The following is a 16013-nucleotide window of genomic DNA, read 5'->3' as shown; positions in this document are numbered from 1 at the left end:
GCCGGCTCGATGACGAGGCGAGAGTTCCGGACGGGGGCCGGCGGGGTTAAGTTGCAGTGGGGACTTGGCCGCTGGAAAGGGACGAAGATGTCTAACAAGGTGTACGTCGTCGGCGTCGGCATGACGAAATTCGAGAAGCCGGGCCGCCGCGAAGGCTGGGATTACCCCGACATGGCGCGCGAGTCCGGAACCAACGCGCTGAGCGACGCGGGCATCGACTACCGCGAGGTGCAGCAGGGCTACGTCGGCTACGTCGCCGGCGATTCGACGTCGGGGCAGCGCGCCCTCTACGAGCTGGGCATGACGGGGATCCCGATCGTCAACGTCAACAACAACTGCTCGACCGGCTCCACCGCGCTCTTCCTGGCGGCCCAGGCGATCCGCGGCGGGATCGTCGAGTGCGCCATCGCGCTCGGCTTCGAGAAGATGCAACCCGGCTCCCTGAGCGGGGGCGCCCAGGACCGCGAATCGCCGATGGGCAAGCACGTCAAGGCGATGGCGGAGATCGACGAGTTCGCGATGCCCGTCGCGCCCTGGATGTTCGGCGCCGCCGGCCGCGAGCACATGCGCCAATACGGCACCACGGCAGAGCATTTCGCCAAGATCGGCTACAAGAATCACAAGCACTCGGTCAACAACCCGTTCGCGCAGTTCCAGGAGTCCTACACGCTCGACGACATCCTGGCGGCGCGGATGATTTCCGACCCGCTGACGAAGCTGCAGTGCTCGCCCACCTCCGACGGGTCGGGCGCGGCGATCCTGGCCTCGGAGAGCTTCGTCGACAGCCACGGGCTGGCCGGCCAGGCGGTCGAGATCGTCGGTCAGGCCATGACGACCGACTTCGAGTCGACGTTCGACGGAAGCGCCAAGAACCTGATCGGCTACGACATGAATGTCCAAGCCGCGCAACAGGTTTACGATCAGTCCGGGCTGGGTCCCGAGGACTTCCAGGTGATCGAGTTGCACGACTGCTTCTCGGCCAACGAGCTGCTGCTCTACGAGGCGCTGGGACTGTGCGGTCCGGGTGAGGCGGCCAAGCTGATCGACAACGGCGACACCACCTATGGCGGGCGCTGGGTGGTCAACCCGTCGGGCGGCCTGATCTCGAAGGGCCATCCGCTGGGCGCGACCGGGCTGGCGCAGTGCGCCGAGCTGACCTGGCAGCTGCGCGGCTCCGCGGACAAGCGCCAGGTCGACAACGTCACCGCCGCACTGCAGCACAACATCGGGCTGGGCGGCGCGGCCGTCGTCACCGCCTACCAGCGCGCCGAACGCTAGCGGCGGCGCCGGCCTCGAACGTGCTCTCAGGGCGAAAAAACGGTCGAAATTCCGCCATGACTGCACGTTCGGCGCTGTGAGAGTCAGCCTGATGGCGGCGACCCGCTTCGCCCGGCTTCGCCGCGCTTGCGATCGCCAGCCTGATGGCGGCGACCCGCTTCGCCCGGCTTCGCCGCGGCTGCGATCGCCGGCCTGATGGCGGCGACCCGCTTCGCCCGGCTTCGCCGCGCTTGCGATCGCCGCTAGTCCACCACCCAGATCGCCCGCGCGGCCGGGCTGCCGAGGTCGACCCTCGTCTCGGCGCCGTCGCCCGAATCGATCGCCACCGAGATCATCCCGGCGAATTCCCGCCGGGTCAGGACCCGCAGCTGGGAGTCGAGGTTGATACCGACGTCGGCGAAATAGCGCAGCATCTGCGGGTCGGCGTCGGAAATCCGGGCGACCGTCCCGGTGTCGCCGTCGTCGCACGCCCAGAGCTGACGCGCGGGCGGGGTGGGCACCTGCCCGTCCGACGCGGGGATCGGGTCCCCGTGCGGGTCGCGCTGCGGGAACCCCAGCTTGGCGTCGATGCGGGCGACCAGCCGGTCCGACACCGCGTGCTCGAGCACTTCGGCCTCGTCGTGCACCTCGTCCCAGCCGTAGCCAAGCTCGTTCACCAGGAAGGTCTCCAGCAGGCGATGCCGGCGCACCATCGCCAGCGCCGCCCGCCGGCCCGCCTCGGTCAGCGACACGGCGCCGTACTTCTCGTGGTCGACCAGGCCCTGTTCGGCCAGTTTGCGGATCGACTCCGAGGCGGTGCTGGCCGACACCCCGATCTTCTCGGCCAGCATCTTGGTGCTGACCTTCTCGACCGACCACTCCTGAGCGTTCCAGATGGCCTTCAAATAGTCCTGGCCGACGGCGGTGAGACCGCCACGCTCTTCGTCAGCCTTCACAACGAGAAAGTTTAGGCAACCCAAGCCTGATCGTGTGCTCCTCGACACCTCGCGCAGGCGGATCTCCCGATGGACGGCTGCGGGCCGTAGGCTTGCGGTCGTGCAGCGGTGGCGCGGCCAAGACGAGATTCCCACGGACTGGGGCAGGTGCGTGCTCACCATCGGGGTGTTCGATGGTGTGCACCGGGGCCACGCCGAGCTGATCGCGCACGCGGTGAAGGCCGGGCGGGCCCGCAACGTGCCGACCGTCTTGATGACCTTCGACCCGCACCCGATGGAAGTGGTCTACCCGGGCAGCCATCCGGCGCAGCTGACAACGCTGACGCGCCGGGCGGAGCTGGTCGAGGAGATGGGCATCGACGTGTTCCTGGTGATGCCGTTCACCAGCGACTTCATGAAGCTCACGCCGGAGCGCTACGTCCACGAGCTGCTGGTGGAACACCTGCATGTCGTGGAGGTCGTGGTGGGGGAGAACTTCACCTTCGGCAAGAAGGCGGCCGGCAACGTCGATACGCTGCGGCGCGCGGGGGACCGGTTCGGGTTCGCGGTCGAGGCGATGTCGCTGCTGTCGGAGCACCACAGCAACGAGACGGTGACGTTTTCCTCCACCTACATCCGCTCCTGCGTCGACGCCGGTGACGTGGTGGCGGCCATGGAGGCGCTGGGGCGTCCCCACCGCGTCGAGGGCGTCGTAGTGCGCGGCGAGGGGCGGGGCATGGAGCTCGGATTCCCGACCGCCAACGTCGCGCCGCCGATGCATTCGGCGATTCCGGCCGACGGCGTGTACGCCGCCTGGTTCACCCTGCTCGGGCACGGGCCGGTGACCGGCACCGTCGTCCCGGGCGAGCGCTACCAGGCCGCGGTGTCGGTCGGCACCAACCCGACCTTCTCCGGGCGCACCCGCACCGTCGAGGCATTCGTCCTGGACACCACGGCCGACCTCTACGGCCAGTACGTGGCGTTGGACTTCGTCGCGCGCATCCGCGGGCAGCGCAAGTTCGATTCGGTGAAAGAGCTCATCGACGCGATGGGCAAGGACACCGACCGGGCCCGCACGATGCTGTTGGCGCAGGACTGAGCTGCCGCAGCGTCAGGAAGCAACCAGGTCATCGATCTGGTTGATCGCCGACGTGGAGCCCTCGACGACGCCCATGTCCAGCACCTGCTGAAGCGCCTCGGCCGATTCGAAGGTGCACACGTAGGTCGCGCGCGTACCTCCGTCGTGCTCGGTGAAGGTGTAGACGTTCTGTGCGACCGGGAGTTCGGGGTTCGGGTTGAAGTCCAGGTCGGCGAAGCCGTCGAGAAACGAGAAGCTGTTCGGTTCGTCAACGGCCGTGATCTCCCAGTACCCGGCGTACTTCTCGCCGTCCGGGCCGGTCATGAAGTACGTCGTGCGACTGCCGGGCGTGAGGCTGTGGTCGACGACGGTCGCCGGGTGCGACGGTGGCCCCCACACCTTCTCCAATTGCCGCGGGTCGGCGTACACCTGCCAGATCCGGGCCACCGGTGCGGCGAAGTCCGCGGTGATGGTCAGCGTCAGGGCGTCCGGGTCATGCTTGACGTCGGTCACGGGCATGGGTCAGTCCTCCTCGTTCGGGTCGGTCGAGATGAGTTCGTCGATGCGGGCGACGCGGCCCCGCCACACCTGTTCCAGCTCGGTGAGCATGCCGGCCACCGACCGCACCGCCGCCACGTCACCGCTGGCCAGCTGCTCGCGGCCGCTGCGCCGTTTGGTGATCAGGCCGGCCTTTTCCAGCACGACGACGTGCTTCTGCACCGCCGCGAAGCTCATGTCGTAGTTGCCCGCCAGCGCCGAAACCGAGTGTTCCCCGGCCAGCGTCCGGCGCATGATGTCGCGCCGGGTTCGATCGGCGAGCGCGTGGAACAGCGCGTCCACCCGGTCTTCCTGGTCTACGGTCACGCGGTTAACATACAACCAAATGGTTGTAGGTTGTCAAGCGCACGCCGCTGGCCTGCGATTTCCGCGGACGTCATCGCCGCTGATAGACTCGCCAGCCGATACGGCGTGTGCTGCAGTCCGCGGCGGCCACGCACGAGGAGTTTTCGCGGCACCGATTGATGGAGATGTTTTCGTGGCGCTGACCGCCGAGCAAAAAAAGGAAATCCTGGGCACCTACGGCCTGCACGGTACCGACACCGGTTCCCCGGAGGCGCAGGTCGCGCTGCTGACCAAGCGGATCGCCGACCTCACCGAGCACCTCAAGGTGCACAAGCACGACCACCACTCGCGGCGCGGCCTGTTGCTGCTGGTCGGTCGCCGGCGCCGGCTGCTCAAGTACGTCGCCCAGATCGACGTCGAGCGGTACCGCTCGCTGGTCGAGCGCCTGGGCCTGCGCCGCTGACCCGGGTCTACTGACCGCTACGCCCGCCCGTGTAGAGTGGGAGCGTTCTGGGCCGGTTCGGCCCGAGCGAACGGTGCGGCTACGCAGATCCGCGTGTGCCGTTCCAGCGTGTCATGACGGGAGCAGCCCAGTCTGTATCGGGCGGTCTTCGGTAGTGGCTGCCGGGCTCTCCGGATCTGGGGCAGGTCGGCCGCTTCGATCGATGGCCGTAGCCGCATTCAGACTTTTTCCTCTCGTAGGAAAGCTCTCGGGTTCAAGCGTGACGACGCGAAACAGCTGAATACCCAGAGAGGCCGTACGGACACCTATGTCTGTCGCTGAAATTGAAGAAGGCGTGTTCGAGTCAACCGCCGTTATCGACAACGGGAGCTTCGGCACCCGCACCATCCGTTTTGAGACCGGCCGGCTGGCCCAGCAGGCCGCCGGCGCCGTCGTCGCCTACCTCGACGACGAGAACATGCTGTTGTCGGCGACCACCGCCAGCAAGAGCCCCAAAGAGCACTTCGACTTCTTCCCGCTGACCGTGGACGTCGAGGAGCGGATGTACGCCGCCGGCCGCATCCCCGGTTCGTTCTTCCGTCGCGAGGGCAGGCCCTCGACCGACGCGATCCTGACCTGCCGCCTCATCGACCGGCCGCTGCGCCCGTCCTTCGTGTCCGGGCTGCGCAACGAGATCCAGGTCGTGGTGACGATCCTGAGCCTGGACCCCAACGACCTCTACGACGTCGTGGCGATCAACGCCGCGTCCGCGTCCACCCAACTGAGCGGCCTGCCGTTCTCCGGCCCCGTCGGTGGCGTGCGCGTGGCGCTGATCGACGGCACCTGGGTGGCGTTCCCGACGGTCGAGCAGCTCGAGCGGGCCGTGTTCGACATGGTCGTCGCCGGCCGCAAGGTCGACGATGACGTCGCGATCATGATGGTCGAGGCCGAGGCCACCGACAAGGTCATCGAGCTCGTCGAGGGTGGCGCGCAGGCGCCGACCGAGACCGTGGTGGCCGAAGGCCTGGAGGCGGCCAAGCCGTTCATCGCCGTGCTGTGCACCGCGCAGGAGGAGCTCGCCGGGGCGGCCGCCAAGCCGACCGCCGACTACCCGACGTTCCCCGACTACCAGGAAGACGTGTACTACGCGGTTGCCTCGGTGGCCACCGACGAGCTGGCCAAGGCGCTGACCATCGGCGGCAAGGCCGAGCGCGACGCGCGCACCGACGAGCTCAAGGCCGAGGTGCTCGCGCGGCTCGCCGACACCTACGAGGGCCGGGAAAAAGAGGTCAGCGCCGCGTTCCGTGCGCTGACCAAGAAGCTGGTTCGCCAGCGCATCCTGACCGACCACTTCCGCATCGACGGCCGCGGCATCACCGACATCCGTGCGCTGTCGGCCGAAGTCGCCGTGGTGCCGCGGGCGCACGGCAGCGCGCTGTTCGAGCGCGGCGAAACCCAGATCCTGGGCGTCACCACGCTCGACATGGTCAAGATGGCCCAGCAGATCGACTCGCTGGGGCCGGAGACGTCCAAGCGCTACATGCACCACTACAACTTCCCGCCGTTCTCCACCGGTGAGACCGGCCGGGTGGGTTCGCCCAAGCGGCGTGAGATCGGGCACGGCGCGCTCGCCGAGCGGGCCCTGATCCCGGTGCTGCCCAGCGTCGAGGAGTTCCCCTACGCGATCCGGCAGGTGTCGGAAGCGCTGGGCTCCAACGGCTCGACGTCGATGGGCTCGGTGTGCGCGTCCACGCTCGCGCTGCTGAACGCCGGCGTGCCGCTCAAGGCGCCGGTCGCCGGCATCGCCATGGGATTGGTCTCCGACGACGTCGAGGTCGACGGCAAGACCGAGCGGCGCTTCGTCACCCTGACCGACATCCTCGGCGCCGAGGACGCGTTCGGCGACATGGACTTCAAGTGCGCCGGCACCAAGGACTACGTCACCGCGCTGCAGCTCGACACCAAGCTGGACGGGATTCCCTCCCAGGTCCTGGCGAGCGCCCTCGCGCAGGCCAAGGACGCACGCCTGACGATTCTCGAGGTCATGGCCGAGGCCATCGACGGTCCCGACGAGATGAGCCCGTACGCGCCGCGGGTCACCACGATCAAGGTCCCCGTGGACAAGATCGGTGAGGTGATCGGGCCCAAAGGCAAGGTCATCAACGCCATCACCGAGGAGACCGGCGCGCAGATCTCCATCGAGGACGACGGCACCGTGTTCGTCGGCGCCACCGACGGGCCCTCGGCGCAGGCCGCGATCGACCGGATCAACGCCATCGCCAACCCGCAGCTGCCGACCGTCGGCGAGCGGTTCCTCGGAACCGTCGTCAAGACAACCGATTTCGGTGCCTTCGTGTCGCTGCTGCCGGGCCGCGACGGGCTGGTGCACATCTCCAAGCTCGGCAGGGGCAAGCGCATCGCGAAGGTCGAGGACGTCGTGAACGTCGGCGACAAACTGCGGGTCGAGATCGCCGACATCGACAAGCGCGGCAAGATCTCGCTGGTCCTGGTGGAGGACGACAGCTCGGCCCCGGCCGACGCCCCGGCGGCCGCACCTGCCGATGCCGCGACCGCCAGCAGCTGAGCGTGCCGCGGCGCTGCGCCGCGCCAAGCACACCCCTGAGGTCGAAACCTCGACCGCGCTGCGCCGCAGCACGCTTCCGGGCGGCCTGCGCGTCGTCACCGAGTACCTGCCGGCGGTGCGGTCGGCCTCCGTCGGGGTCTGGGTCGGTGTCGGATCCCGCGACGAGGGGGCCACGGTCGCGGGGGCGGCGCACTTCCTCGAGCACCTGCTGTTCAAGTCGACGCCCACCCGCAGCGCGGTGGACATCGCGCAGGCGATGGACGCCGTCGGCGGGGAGCTGAACGCCTTCACCGCCAAGGAGCACACCTGCTACTACGCGCACGTGCTGGACAGCGACCTGGAGCTGGCGATCGACCTGGTCGCCGACGTGGTGCTCAACGGTCGCTGCGCCGCCGAGGACGTGGAGCTGGAACGCGACGTGGTGCTCGAGGAGATCGCGATGCGCGACGACGACCCCGAGGACGCGCTGGGCGACATGTTCCTGGGCGCGATGTTCGGTGACCACCCGGTGGGCCGGCCGGTGATCGGCACCGCGCGGTCGGTGTCGTCGATGAGCCGGGCCCAGCTGCACTCCTTCCACGTGCGGCGCTACACGCCCGAACGCATGGTGGTCGCGGTGGCCGGCAACGTCGACCATGACGAGGTGGTCGCGCTCGTGCGCGAGCATTTCGGGCCGCACCTGGTCCGCGGGCGCCGGCCCATCGCCCCGCGCAAGGGGGCAGGCCGGGTCACCGGACGGCCCGGGCTGATGCTGGGCAACCGAGACGCCGAGCAGACCCACGTCTCGCTCGGCGTACGGACCCCCGGGCGTAGCTGGCGGCACCGCTGGGCGCTGTCGGTGCTGCACAGTGCCTTGGGCGGCGGCCTGAGTTCCCGCCTGTTTCAGGAGGTTCGGGAGCTGCGCGGGCTGGCCTACTCGGTGTACTCCACGGTGGACATCTTTGCGGACAGCGGCGCGCTTTCCGTCTACGCCGCCTGTCAGCCCGAGCGGTTCGCCGAGGTGATGCAGGTGACCAACGAGGTCCTCGAGTCGGTGGCGCGCGACGGCATCACCGAGGCGGAATGCCGCATCGCCAAGGGGTCGCTGCGGGGCGGGCTGGTCCTTGGCCTGGAGGATTCCAGCTCCCGGATGAGCCGGCTGGGCCGCAACGAACTGAACTACGGCGAGCACCGCAGCATCGAGCACACCCTGCGCCAGATCGACCAAGTGACCGTCGAGGAGGTCAACGCCGTGGCCCACCGGCTGCTGAGCCAGCCGTACGGCGCCGCGGTGCTGGGCCCGTATCCCTCCAAACGGTCACTGCCCCAACAACTTCGGGCGATGGTAAATTAGCCCCGTGGTACTGGGCTTTTGGGACATCATGGTGCCCATCGTTGGCGCGCCGATGGCCGGCGGACCGGGCACGCCCGAGCTGGCCGCGGCGGTGTCCAACGCGGGTGGGCTCGGGTTCGTCCCCGGCGGCCATCGCAGCGCGGACCGGTTTGCCGAGGACATCGCCGCGGCGCGCGCGGCGACCACCGGCCCGCTGGGCGTCAACCTGTTCGTGCCGCAACCCAGCGTCGCCGACTGGATGGCGCTGGATTACTACGCCGAAGAACTCGAGGAGATCGCCGACTACTACCAGGTCGAGGTCGGCCACCCGCACTACGGCGACGACGACGACTGGGAGCGCAAGCTCGAGGTGGTGGCCGACGTGCGGCCCGAGTTGGTGTCCTTCACCTTCGGGGTGCCGCCGCCCGACGTCATCCGGCGGCTGGGCGCGCTCGGCCTGCTGGTGATGGTCACGGTCACCTCGCCGTACGAGGCGGGGGTGGCCGTCGCCGCCGGCGCGGACAGCCTGATCGTCCAGGGTCCGGACGCGGGCGGGCACCGGGGCACCTTCGCGCCCGACATGGAGCCCGGCAACGAATCGCTGCATCATCTGATCGACCGCATCCGCCACGCCCATGACGTGCCGATCATCGCGGCCGGCGGCCTGGGTAACGCCCGCGACGTCGCCGCCGTGCTGCACCGCGGCGCGGTGGCCGTGCAGGTCGGCACCGCGCTGCTGCTCAGCGACGAGGCCGGCACCAGCACCGCGCACCGCACCGCCCTGAAGAATCCCGTCTTCGGCACCACCGTCGTCACCCGCGCGTTCTCGGGCCGCTACGCCCGCGGCCTGGAGAACAACTTCACCCGCCTGCTCGACAACGTGGCGCCGCTGGGCTATCCGGAGGTGAACCAGATGACCTCCCCGATCCGCGAGGCGGCCGCCGCCATGGAGGACCCGAACGGCATACCGCTCTGGGCCGGAACGTCGTTCAAGGAGGCCCAACCCGGGCCGGCGGCCGACATCATCGCCAGCCTGGTCGAGGCCGATTAGGCCAACACGCTCGCCGGATCGGTGAACGGCAGGCCCAGGTCCGTGGCCACCCGCTCGGACAGCAGTGCGCCGTCGTGCGTCGAAAGGCCTTTGGCCAGAGCGGGATCCGACCGGCACGCCGCCTGCCAGCCGCGGTCGGCGAGTTGCAGCACGTAGGGCATCGTCGCGTTGGTCAGCGCCACGGTCGACGTCTTGGGCACCGCGCTGGGCATGTTCGCCACGCAGTAGAACTGGGTGTCGTGCACGGCGAACGTCGGGTCGTCGTGAGTGGTCGGCCGCGAATCGGCGAAACAACCACCCTGGTCGATCGAGATGTCGACCAGCACCGCGCCTGGCTTCATCTGCGCGACAAGCGAATTAGAAACAAGCTTGGGTGCCTTGCCGCCCGGCAGCAGGACCGCCCCGATCAACAGATCGGCGCGCGTGACGGTGCCCTCCAGCTCGTAGGCCGACGAGTAGCGGGTGCGGACCTGTCCGCCGAACTCCGCATCGAGGAGCCGGAGCTTGCCGATGTTGACGTCGAGCACCGTCACGCTCGCGCCCATGCCGTTGGCGACGCGGGCGGCGTTGTAACCGGCCGTACCGGCGCCGATCACCACCACGTCGGCGGGCTTGACGCCCGGAACCCCGCCCATCAGCACCCCCCGGCCCCCGTGGGACCGCATCAGATGATAGGCGCCGGCCTGCGCCGAGAGCCGGCCGGCGACCTCGCTCATCGGAGCCAACAACGGGAGCGCGCCATCGGCGGTCTGCACGGTCTCGTAGGCGATCGACGTTGTGCCGGAGGACAATAGCGCGTCGGTGCAGGCGCGGGAGGCGGCCAGGTGCAGGTAGGTGAACAGCACCTGCTGCGGGCGCAGCAGGCCGTATTCGGACGCGATCGGTTCCTTCACCTTGAGCAGCAGATCGGCATCCGCCCACACCTGTTCGGCCGAGTCGGCCAATTGGGCGCCCGCCGCCTTGAATTCCTCGTCGGGGATCGACGATCCCTCCCCGGCGCCCGCCTGGACGAGCACCTCGTGGCCGCGGCGGCTCAGTTCGGCGACGCCGGCGGGCGTGATCGCCACCCTGAATTCGTTGGCCTTGGTCTCGGTCGGTACGCCGACTCGCATGGTCACCCCTTGCTTTGGTTCGCCCTCAAGTGTGGAGAAAGTTCGGATGCGCCGCAATCGACGTGGAGCGGTGAGCGCCGTGGCTATGATCGGCGCATGACTGACCCCTGCGTGACGGAAACCGTGCAGGTCAACGCCCGCCCCGACGTGGTGTACCGACTCATCACCGACCTGCCCACCCTGGCCTCGTTCGCCGAGGAAGCCGAGGCGATGGAATGGCGCAAAGGGAACGCGGCGCGCCCCGGGGCGGTGTTCACCGGGCACAACGCGAGCGCCAAACGGCGCTGGAGCACCACGTGCACGGTCACCGACGCGGAGCCGGGCCGGCTGTTCGCGTTCGACGTGCGGCACTCCATGCTGCCGATCGCGCGCTGGCAGTACGACATCGAGGCCGCCGACGGTGGTTGCCGGGTCACCGAGAGCACCTGGGACCGCAGGCCCGGCTGGTTCCGCAAGATCGCGGGCAAGGCCACCGGTGTTCCAGATCGCGTGGCCGCCAACGCCGAACACATCCGGCTCACCTTGCAGCGCCTCAAGCAGCGCGCCGAGTCCGAGTAGCCGTGACTCCGCGACGCGAACCCGCCGTAGCCGTCGTCGGAGCGGGCATGTCGGGGCTGTGCGTCGCAATAGCGTTGCTGCGCAGCGGCATAACCGATGTCACGATCTACGAGAAGGCCGACGAGGTGGGCGGGACCTGGCGCGAAAACACCTATCCCGGCCTGGTTTGTGACATCCCGTCGCGGGTGTACCAGTACACGTTCGCCCAAAACCCCAACTGGTCGCACCTGTTCTCGCCCGGCGGCGAGATTCAGGCCTACTTCCGCGACGTCGCCGACCGCTTCGGGCTGCGCGATCGCATCCGGTTCGGCACCGAAATCTCCCACGCGCGCTTCGAGGGCGGCCGCTGGCGGCTGCGGACGGCGGACGGCGTGGAGTCGACCGCGGACTTTCTGATCTGTGCGACCGGCGTACTCCATCATCCGCGCCTGCCGTCGATCCCCGGCCTGGACGAGTTCGGCGGGCACGCCTTTCACTCGGCGCGCTGGGATCATTCCGTCGACGTTCGCGGGCGCCGGGTCGCGATCGTGGGCAACGGGTCGACCGGAGTGCAGCTGGTCTGCGGCCTGGCCGGGGTCGCCGGTCGCGTCATGCTCTTCCAGCGCACCGCGCAGTGGGTGCTTCGCCTACCCAACCCGCGCTACAGCAGGCTCACCAACATCACCCACAACCGGTTCGGCTGGCTCGACCGGCTGGCCTACCGCTGCTACAGCTTCGGTTACGACACTTTCGCCGCCGGGCTCACCAAGCCCGGCCTGCGCCGAAAGATCATGGGGGCCTTGTGCCGCGCCAGCCTGCGCGAGGTCCGCGATCCCGAGTTGCGGCGGGCGCTGACGCCGGACTACACCCCGATGTGTAAAAGGCTGGTGATGTCCAACGGTTTCTACCGCGCCATGCAGCGCGACGATGTCGAACTCGTCACCGCCGGGATCGACCACGTGGAACGTCGCGGCATCGTGACCGACGACGGCGTCCTGCACGAGGCGGACGTCATCGTGCTCGCCACCGGATTCGACACGCACGCGTTCTTCCGGCCGATGCAAGTGATCGGCCGCGACGGCATCGCCGCCGACGACGTGTGGCGCGACGGCCCGCGGGCCTATCGGACGGTGGCGCTGCCGGGCTTCCCCAACTTCTTCATGATGCTGGGGCCGCACAGCCCGGTCGGCAACCTCGCGCTGACCACCGTCGCCGAATCGCAGGCCGACCACATACTGCGGTGGATTCAAAGGTGGCGCCGGGGCGAATTCGACACGGTGGAGCCCACATGGCCCGCGACCGAGAGCTTCAACGCCAAGCTGCGCGCCGCGATGCCGGACACCGTCTGGACCACCGGCTGCCAAAGCTGGTATCTGAACAAGGACGGGGTGCCCGAAGTATGGCCCTTCACGCCGGGGGAACATCGCGCCATGCTGGCCAGCACCGATCTCGACGAGTACGACGTGCGCCGACACGTCAGCGCCGGCTGAGCCGATAGCCCAGGTGGGCGACCTTGACACCGGCCAGCGGCTCCCAATCCAGGGTGCGGCCGTCGGTGCGAAAGCCGTTGCGTTCGTAGAAGGTTCGTGCCCGGTGGTTGTGCTCGGCGCACCACAAGACGACGTCCCCCGAGGGGCTTTCACGCAGCGCGGTGGCGAGCAGTCGCGCGCCGACGCCGCGTCGTTGGGATTCCGCGACGATGTACAGCGAGTCGAGTTCCACCTGCTCGGGGTTCGCTTGATCGGGGCCGAACATGGTCATACCGATTGTCGCCGAACCGGATTCGGCGACCCACATGCTCCAGTGCGGGCGTTGCAGGATTCGCGGGTAGGCGAGGATGGCCCAGCGCCGCGGCGATCCGAGCACGTCGAGCGTGGAATCGGGCAGGATGCCGGTCCAGGATTGTCGCCAGACCGGGTAGTGCATCTCGGCGACCGCGACGAAATCACTCGGTCCGGCTCGGCGGATCGTGACGCCGCCGGCGGTCACGGCCTGGACTGCTCCAGGTAGGCCGCCAGCGCATTGGTCAGGCCGCGCCGCGCCATGTCCAGGTCGGCGTACGAGCCGAGCTGGCGCTCGGAGACCAGCCCGCGCATCGCGCCGGGGATCAGCGCGGCCACCTCGCGCACCCGATCGGGGTCGACGTCGAGGCCGGCGAAGGCGTTCTGGCAGGTTTCCAGCCAGCTCTTGCCCCAGGAGAACAGCTCGGCCGCGGTGCGGGGGAACAGGCGCTCGAGCTCGCCGGGGTCGCGGGGGAGGGCCGCCCGCAGGTTCTCGATCGCGCGCGAGTCCGCCGACGCGAGTCCGCCGTAGAGGGTGTCGATGATGGCGCCGACCCGCTCGCGCAGGGGCGCGTCGGGTGAGATCGGCGTCGACAGCGTCGAGAAGGTCGCGGCCCGCCGCTCGGCGGTGCGGTGCAGGACCGCCGCCCAGAACCCGTCGGTGTCGCCGAACTGGTATTGCACGGCACCCCAGGTGGCGCCGATCTCCTTGGCGATGCGATTGGCCGACACCGAGCCCGGGTCGCCGGAGGCCAGCGACGTCAGCGCGGCCTCGAGCATGCTCTCGCGCGTGGCGTTGCCGCGACGGTTGGGGCGCCGGTTCGCCGTCCCGGCCCCGCTCACCTGCCGAGTCATTTGCCGAGCCTATCGCGCAGCGCGCCAGAAGTTTCATAGAGGGTACTTTGATTTCTTGTCGGCCCGGCCTATCATTCGGTGCAAGGAGGGATCCCGCATGGCTAAGCCGCCCTTGTCGATGAAACCGACCGGCTGGTTCCAGGTCGCCTGGTCCGACGAGATCGGTGTCGGCGACGTGCACAAGATGAAGTACTTCGGCCAGGAAATGGTCGCCTGGCGGGCCGAGTCCGGACAGCTCACCGTCATGAACGCGTACTGCGAACACCTCGGCGCGCACCTGGGGTACGGCGGCAAGGTCGTCGGCGAAATCCTGCAGTGCCCCTTCCATGGGTGGCAGTGGAGCCAGGAGGGCCGCAACGTCTGCATCCCCTACCAGGATCGGCCCAACCGTGGCCGGCGCATCCGCACCTACCCCGTGGTGGAACGCAACTCGTCGGTCTACATCTGGCACGACGTCGAGCGCCGGGAGCCGTACTTCGAGGCACCCGATGTGTTCGGCGCGTTTCACGATGGCAGCGGCGCCGACGACTACTACCCGCAGCAGCGGTTGTACCGGCCGGCCCTGGAGCTGCATCCGCAGTACGTGCTGGAAAACGGCGTCGACTTCGCGCATTTCAAGTTCGTGCACAACACGCCCATCGTGCCGGTATTCACCCGGCATGACTTTGCCAAGCCGGTGTCGTTCGTCGACTTCACCATCACGTTCGAGGGTGACCACGGGCAGAAGATCGAGGACGTCAACAGCGGCGTCGAGGCCGTCAACGGCGGCCTGGGCATCGCGGTGACCAAGAGCTGGGGGATGATCGACAACCGCACCATCTCCGCGGTCACGCCGGTCGACGAGTACACCTCCGATGTCCGGTTCATGGTCTACATCGGCCGCACCCCCGGCAAAGATCCGGACCGGGCCGAGCGCAAGGCGGCCGAGTTCGGTCGCGAGGTGATTCGGCAGTTCGAGCAGGACATCGACATCTGGCAGCACCAGCGCTACTCCGACCCGCCGGCGCTGGCCACCGACGAGTACGAGGGCTTCACCGCTATCCGCAAGTGGGCCAAGCAGTTCTATCCCGATGGTATCGGTGGCAGCGCCGCCGAGGTTTACGCAGCAGCTGAGAAAGGCTCGATGGAATGAATGCACCCGCTGGCCCGATTCGCGTCTTCCAGGTCGGAAGCGGAAACGTCGGTTCGGAGATGATCAAGCGGATCGCCACCTATCCCGATCTCGAACTCGTTGGCGTGCATTGCTATTCGCCCGAGAAGGTCGGCAAGGACACCGGTGAGTTTGCCGGCGCATCACCCAACGGGGTGAAGTTCACCGGCTCCATCGAGGAGATCATCGCCGCCAAGCCCGACGTGCTCACGTTCCACGGCGTGTTCCCCGACGAGGACCTGTACGTGCAGGTGCTCGAGGCGGGCATCGACATCGTGACCACCGCCGACTGGATCACCGGCTGGCACCGCGACAAGAACCACCCGCACCCGTCGGGCAAGCCGGTGAGCCAACTGCTGGCCGAGGCTTGTGAAAAGGGCGGCGCGACGTTCTACGGGACGGGAATGAACCCGGGCCTGAACCAGATACTCGGCGTGGTGTGCTCGGCCGACGTCGCCGACATCGAGAACGTCACCACGATCGAATCCGTCGACGTGTCATGCCACCACTCGAAGGACACCTGGATCGAGGTGGGCTACGGCCAGCCGGTCGACGATCCGGAGATCCCCGCGAAGCTGGAGAAGTACACCCGGGTATTCGCCGACAGCGTGCTGATGATGGCGGACTGCTTCGACCTGCCGTTGGACGAGGTCAAGTTCAGTTACGAGCTGGGCGCCTGCACCAAGGATGTCGACCTGGGCTGGTACACGCTGCCCAAGGGCTCGCTGGGCGGCAACTACATCAAGTACCAGGGCATGGTGGACGGGGTGCCCAGAGTCGAAACGCACCTGGAGTGGCAGATGACGCCGCACACCGACCCGAGCTGGAATATCAAGGGCTGCTACATCACTCAGATCAAGGGTGACCCGTGCATCTACAACAAGCACATGATCTTCCCCAAACCCGGCGTGGACCTGTCGAACCCGGACAACTTCGCCTCCATCGGCATGACCGTCACCGGCATGCCCGCGCTCGCGGCCATCAAGTCGGTCGTGGCGGCGCCGCCGGGGCTCATCACCAGCGCCGACCTGCCGCTACGCGGATTCGCGGGGCGGTTCAAGCGGTAAGCGCTCGGG

16 protein-coding genes are annotated in these 16013 nt (G+C 68.3%); 10 read left to right on the top strand and 6 right to left on the bottom strand.

The genetic code is table 11. From position 1 onward, the window contains the following. The first annotated feature begins 87 nt into the window (after positions 1-87). Positions 88-1278: a lipid-transfer protein gene (locus tag A5681_RS02710; protein ID WP_067269094.1), complete on the top strand. Its 1191-nt coding sequence runs from the start codon at positions 88-90 to the stop codon at positions 1276-1278. 242 nt (positions 1279-1520) lie between these two features. Here A5681_RS02710 and mntR read toward each other — a convergent pair whose 3' ends face one another. After that, positions 1521-2213, bottom strand: coding sequence for a manganese-binding transcriptional regulator MntR (mntR, locus tag A5681_RS02705; RefSeq protein ID WP_067269093.1), 693 nt, complete (start codon positions 2211-2213; stop codon positions 1521-1523). 100 nt (positions 2214-2313) lie between these two features. Between mntR and A5681_RS02700 the strand changes: the two genes are divergently transcribed. Next, positions 2314-3291, top strand: coding sequence for a bifunctional riboflavin kinase/FAD synthetase (locus A5681_RS02700; protein WP_067269092.1), 978 nt, complete (start codon positions 2314-2316; stop codon positions 3289-3291). Between the two features lie 12 nt (positions 3292-3303). Here the strand turns inward: A5681_RS02700 and A5681_RS02695 are convergent, their stop codons facing one another. Together A5681_RS02695 and A5681_RS02690 are read right to left on the bottom strand one after the other, a co-directional pair. After that, positions 3304-3789: an SRPBCC family protein gene (locus A5681_RS02695; protein WP_067269091.1), complete on the bottom strand. Its 486-nt coding sequence runs from the start codon at positions 3787-3789 to the stop codon at positions 3304-3306. A gap of 3 nt (positions 3790-3792) precedes the next feature. Then, positions 3793-4134 carry an ArsR/SmtB family transcription factor gene (locus A5681_RS02690; protein WP_067269089.1) on the bottom strand — a complete coding sequence of 114 codons (342 nt, stop codon included), beginning with the start codon at positions 4132-4134 and terminating at the stop codon, positions 3793-3795. A 172-nt stretch (positions 4135-4306) separates the two neighbouring features. Between A5681_RS02690 and rpsO the strand changes: the two genes are divergently transcribed. From rpsO to A5681_RS02670, 4 genes are all read left to right on the top strand, one after another. Continuing rightward, complete coding sequence (gene rpsO, locus A5681_RS02685; RefSeq protein WP_067269087.1) at positions 4307-4576, top strand: 30S ribosomal protein S15; 270 nt, start codon at positions 4307-4309, stop codon at positions 4574-4576. A gap of 307 nt (positions 4577-4883) precedes the next feature. Then, a complete protein-coding gene (locus A5681_RS02680; RefSeq protein ID WP_197498484.1) occupies positions 4884-7139 on the top strand; it encodes a polyribonucleotide nucleotidyltransferase in 2256 nt (751 codons plus the stop codon). Beyond that, positions 7117-8472 (top strand): M16 family metallopeptidase, encoded by a 1356-nt coding sequence (locus A5681_RS02675; RefSeq protein ID WP_067269083.1) that lies wholly within the window; start codon positions 7117-7119, stop codon positions 8470-8472. The genes A5681_RS02680 and A5681_RS02675 overlap by 23 nt, the downstream gene beginning before the upstream one ends. Before the next feature lie 4 nt (positions 8473-8476). Continuing rightward, positions 8477-9502, top strand: a complete 1026-nt coding sequence (locus A5681_RS02670; RefSeq protein ID WP_067269081.1) for a nitronate monooxygenase — start codon at positions 8477-8479, stop codon at positions 9500-9502. On the opposite strand, the gene ald is transcribed toward A5681_RS02670, so the two are convergent. Next, positions 9499-10614 carry an alanine dehydrogenase gene (gene ald / locus A5681_RS02665; RefSeq protein WP_067269166.1) on the bottom strand — a complete coding sequence of 372 codons (1116 nt, stop codon included), beginning with the start codon at positions 10612-10614 and terminating at the stop codon, positions 9499-9501. The two genes, A5681_RS02670 and ald, sit on opposite strands and share 4 nt — an antisense overlap. Before the next feature lie 96 nt (positions 10615-10710). Between ald and A5681_RS02660 the strand changes: the two genes are divergently transcribed. Together A5681_RS02660 and A5681_RS02655 are read left to right on the top strand one after the other, a co-directional pair. Then, positions 10711-11172, top strand: a complete 462-nt coding sequence (locus tag A5681_RS02660) for an SRPBCC family protein (protein ID WP_067269079.1) — start codon at positions 10711-10713, stop codon at positions 11170-11172. 2 nt (positions 11173-11174) lie between these two features. After that, positions 11175-12641, top strand: a complete 1467-nt coding sequence (locus tag A5681_RS02655; protein WP_082968170.1) for a flavin-containing monooxygenase — start codon at positions 11175-11177, stop codon at positions 12639-12641. On the opposite strand, the gene A5681_RS02650 is transcribed toward A5681_RS02655, so the two are convergent. Together A5681_RS02650 and A5681_RS02645 are read right to left on the bottom strand one after the other, a co-directional pair. Next, entirely contained in the window at positions 12628-13140 is a 513-nt protein-coding gene (locus tag A5681_RS02650; RefSeq protein WP_067269075.1) for a GNAT family N-acetyltransferase, read from the bottom strand. The two genes, A5681_RS02655 and A5681_RS02650, sit on opposite strands and share 14 nt — an antisense overlap. Further along, positions 13137-13712 carry a TetR/AcrR family transcriptional regulator gene (locus A5681_RS02645; RefSeq protein ID WP_156737816.1) on the bottom strand — a complete coding sequence of 192 codons (576 nt, stop codon included), beginning with the start codon at positions 13710-13712 and terminating at the stop codon, positions 13137-13139. Before A5681_RS02645 ends, A5681_RS02650 begins: the two co-directional genes overlap by 4 nt. 172 nt (positions 13713-13884) lie before the next feature. Here A5681_RS02645 and A5681_RS02640 point away from each other — a divergent pair, with 172 nt between their 5' ends. Next, positions 13885-14919 carry a Rieske 2Fe-2S domain-containing protein gene (locus tag A5681_RS02640; RefSeq protein ID WP_067269071.1) on the top strand — a complete coding sequence of 345 codons (1035 nt, stop codon included), beginning with the start codon at positions 13885-13887 and terminating at the stop codon, positions 14917-14919. Continuing rightward, entirely contained in the window at positions 14916-16004 is a 1089-nt protein-coding gene (locus tag A5681_RS02635; protein ID WP_067269069.1) for a dihydrodipicolinate reductase, read from the top strand. The genes A5681_RS02640 and A5681_RS02635 overlap by 4 nt, the downstream gene beginning before the upstream one ends. Positions 16005-16013: the final 9 nt, after the last annotated feature.

The sequence above is a fragment of the Mycobacterium scrofulaceum genome (genome assembly GCF_001667885.1).
Lineage (GTDB): Bacteria > Actinomycetota > Actinomycetes > Mycobacteriales > Mycobacteriaceae > Mycobacterium > Mycobacterium scrofulaceum_C.
Note: the sequence above shows the minus strand (reverse complement) of the source record. Positions and strands in the feature narration are given on the sequence as shown.

Excerpts from the sequence above, each read along its gene's own strand:
- A5681_RS02695 (WP_067269091.1), bottom strand. The coding sequence starts at position 3,789 with ATGCCCGTGACCGACGTCAAGCATGACCCGGACGCCCTGACGCTGACC.
- A5681_RS02660 (WP_067269079.1), top strand. The coding sequence starts at position 10,711 with ATGACTGACCCCTGCGTGACGGAAACCGTGCAGGTCAACGCCCGCCCC.
- A5681_RS02675 (WP_067269083.1), top strand. The coding sequence starts at position 7,117 with ATGCCGCGACCGCCAGCAGCTGAGCGTGCCGCGGCGCTGCGCCGCGCC.
- ald (WP_067269166.1), bottom strand. The coding sequence starts at position 10,614 with ATGCGAGTCGGCGTACCGACCGAGACCAAGGCCAACGAATTCAGGGTG.
- A5681_RS02645 (WP_156737816.1), bottom strand. The coding sequence starts at position 13,712 with ATGCTCGAGGCCGCGCTGACGTCGCTGGCCTCCGGCGACCCGGGCTCG.
- A5681_RS02710 (WP_067269094.1), top strand. The coding sequence starts at position 88 with ATGTCTAACAAGGTGTACGTCGTCGGCGTCGGCATGACGAAATTCGAG.
- A5681_RS02640 (WP_067269071.1), top strand. The coding sequence starts at position 13,885 with ATGGCTAAGCCGCCCTTGTCGATGAAACCGACCGGCTGGTTCCAGGTC.
- A5681_RS02680 (WP_197498484.1), top strand. The coding sequence starts at position 4,884 with ATGTCTGTCGCTGAAATTGAAGAAGGCGTGTTCGAGTCAACCGCCGTT.
- A5681_RS02635 (WP_067269069.1), top strand. The coding sequence starts at position 14,916 with ATGAATGCACCCGCTGGCCCGATTCGCGTCTTCCAGGTCGGAAGCGGA.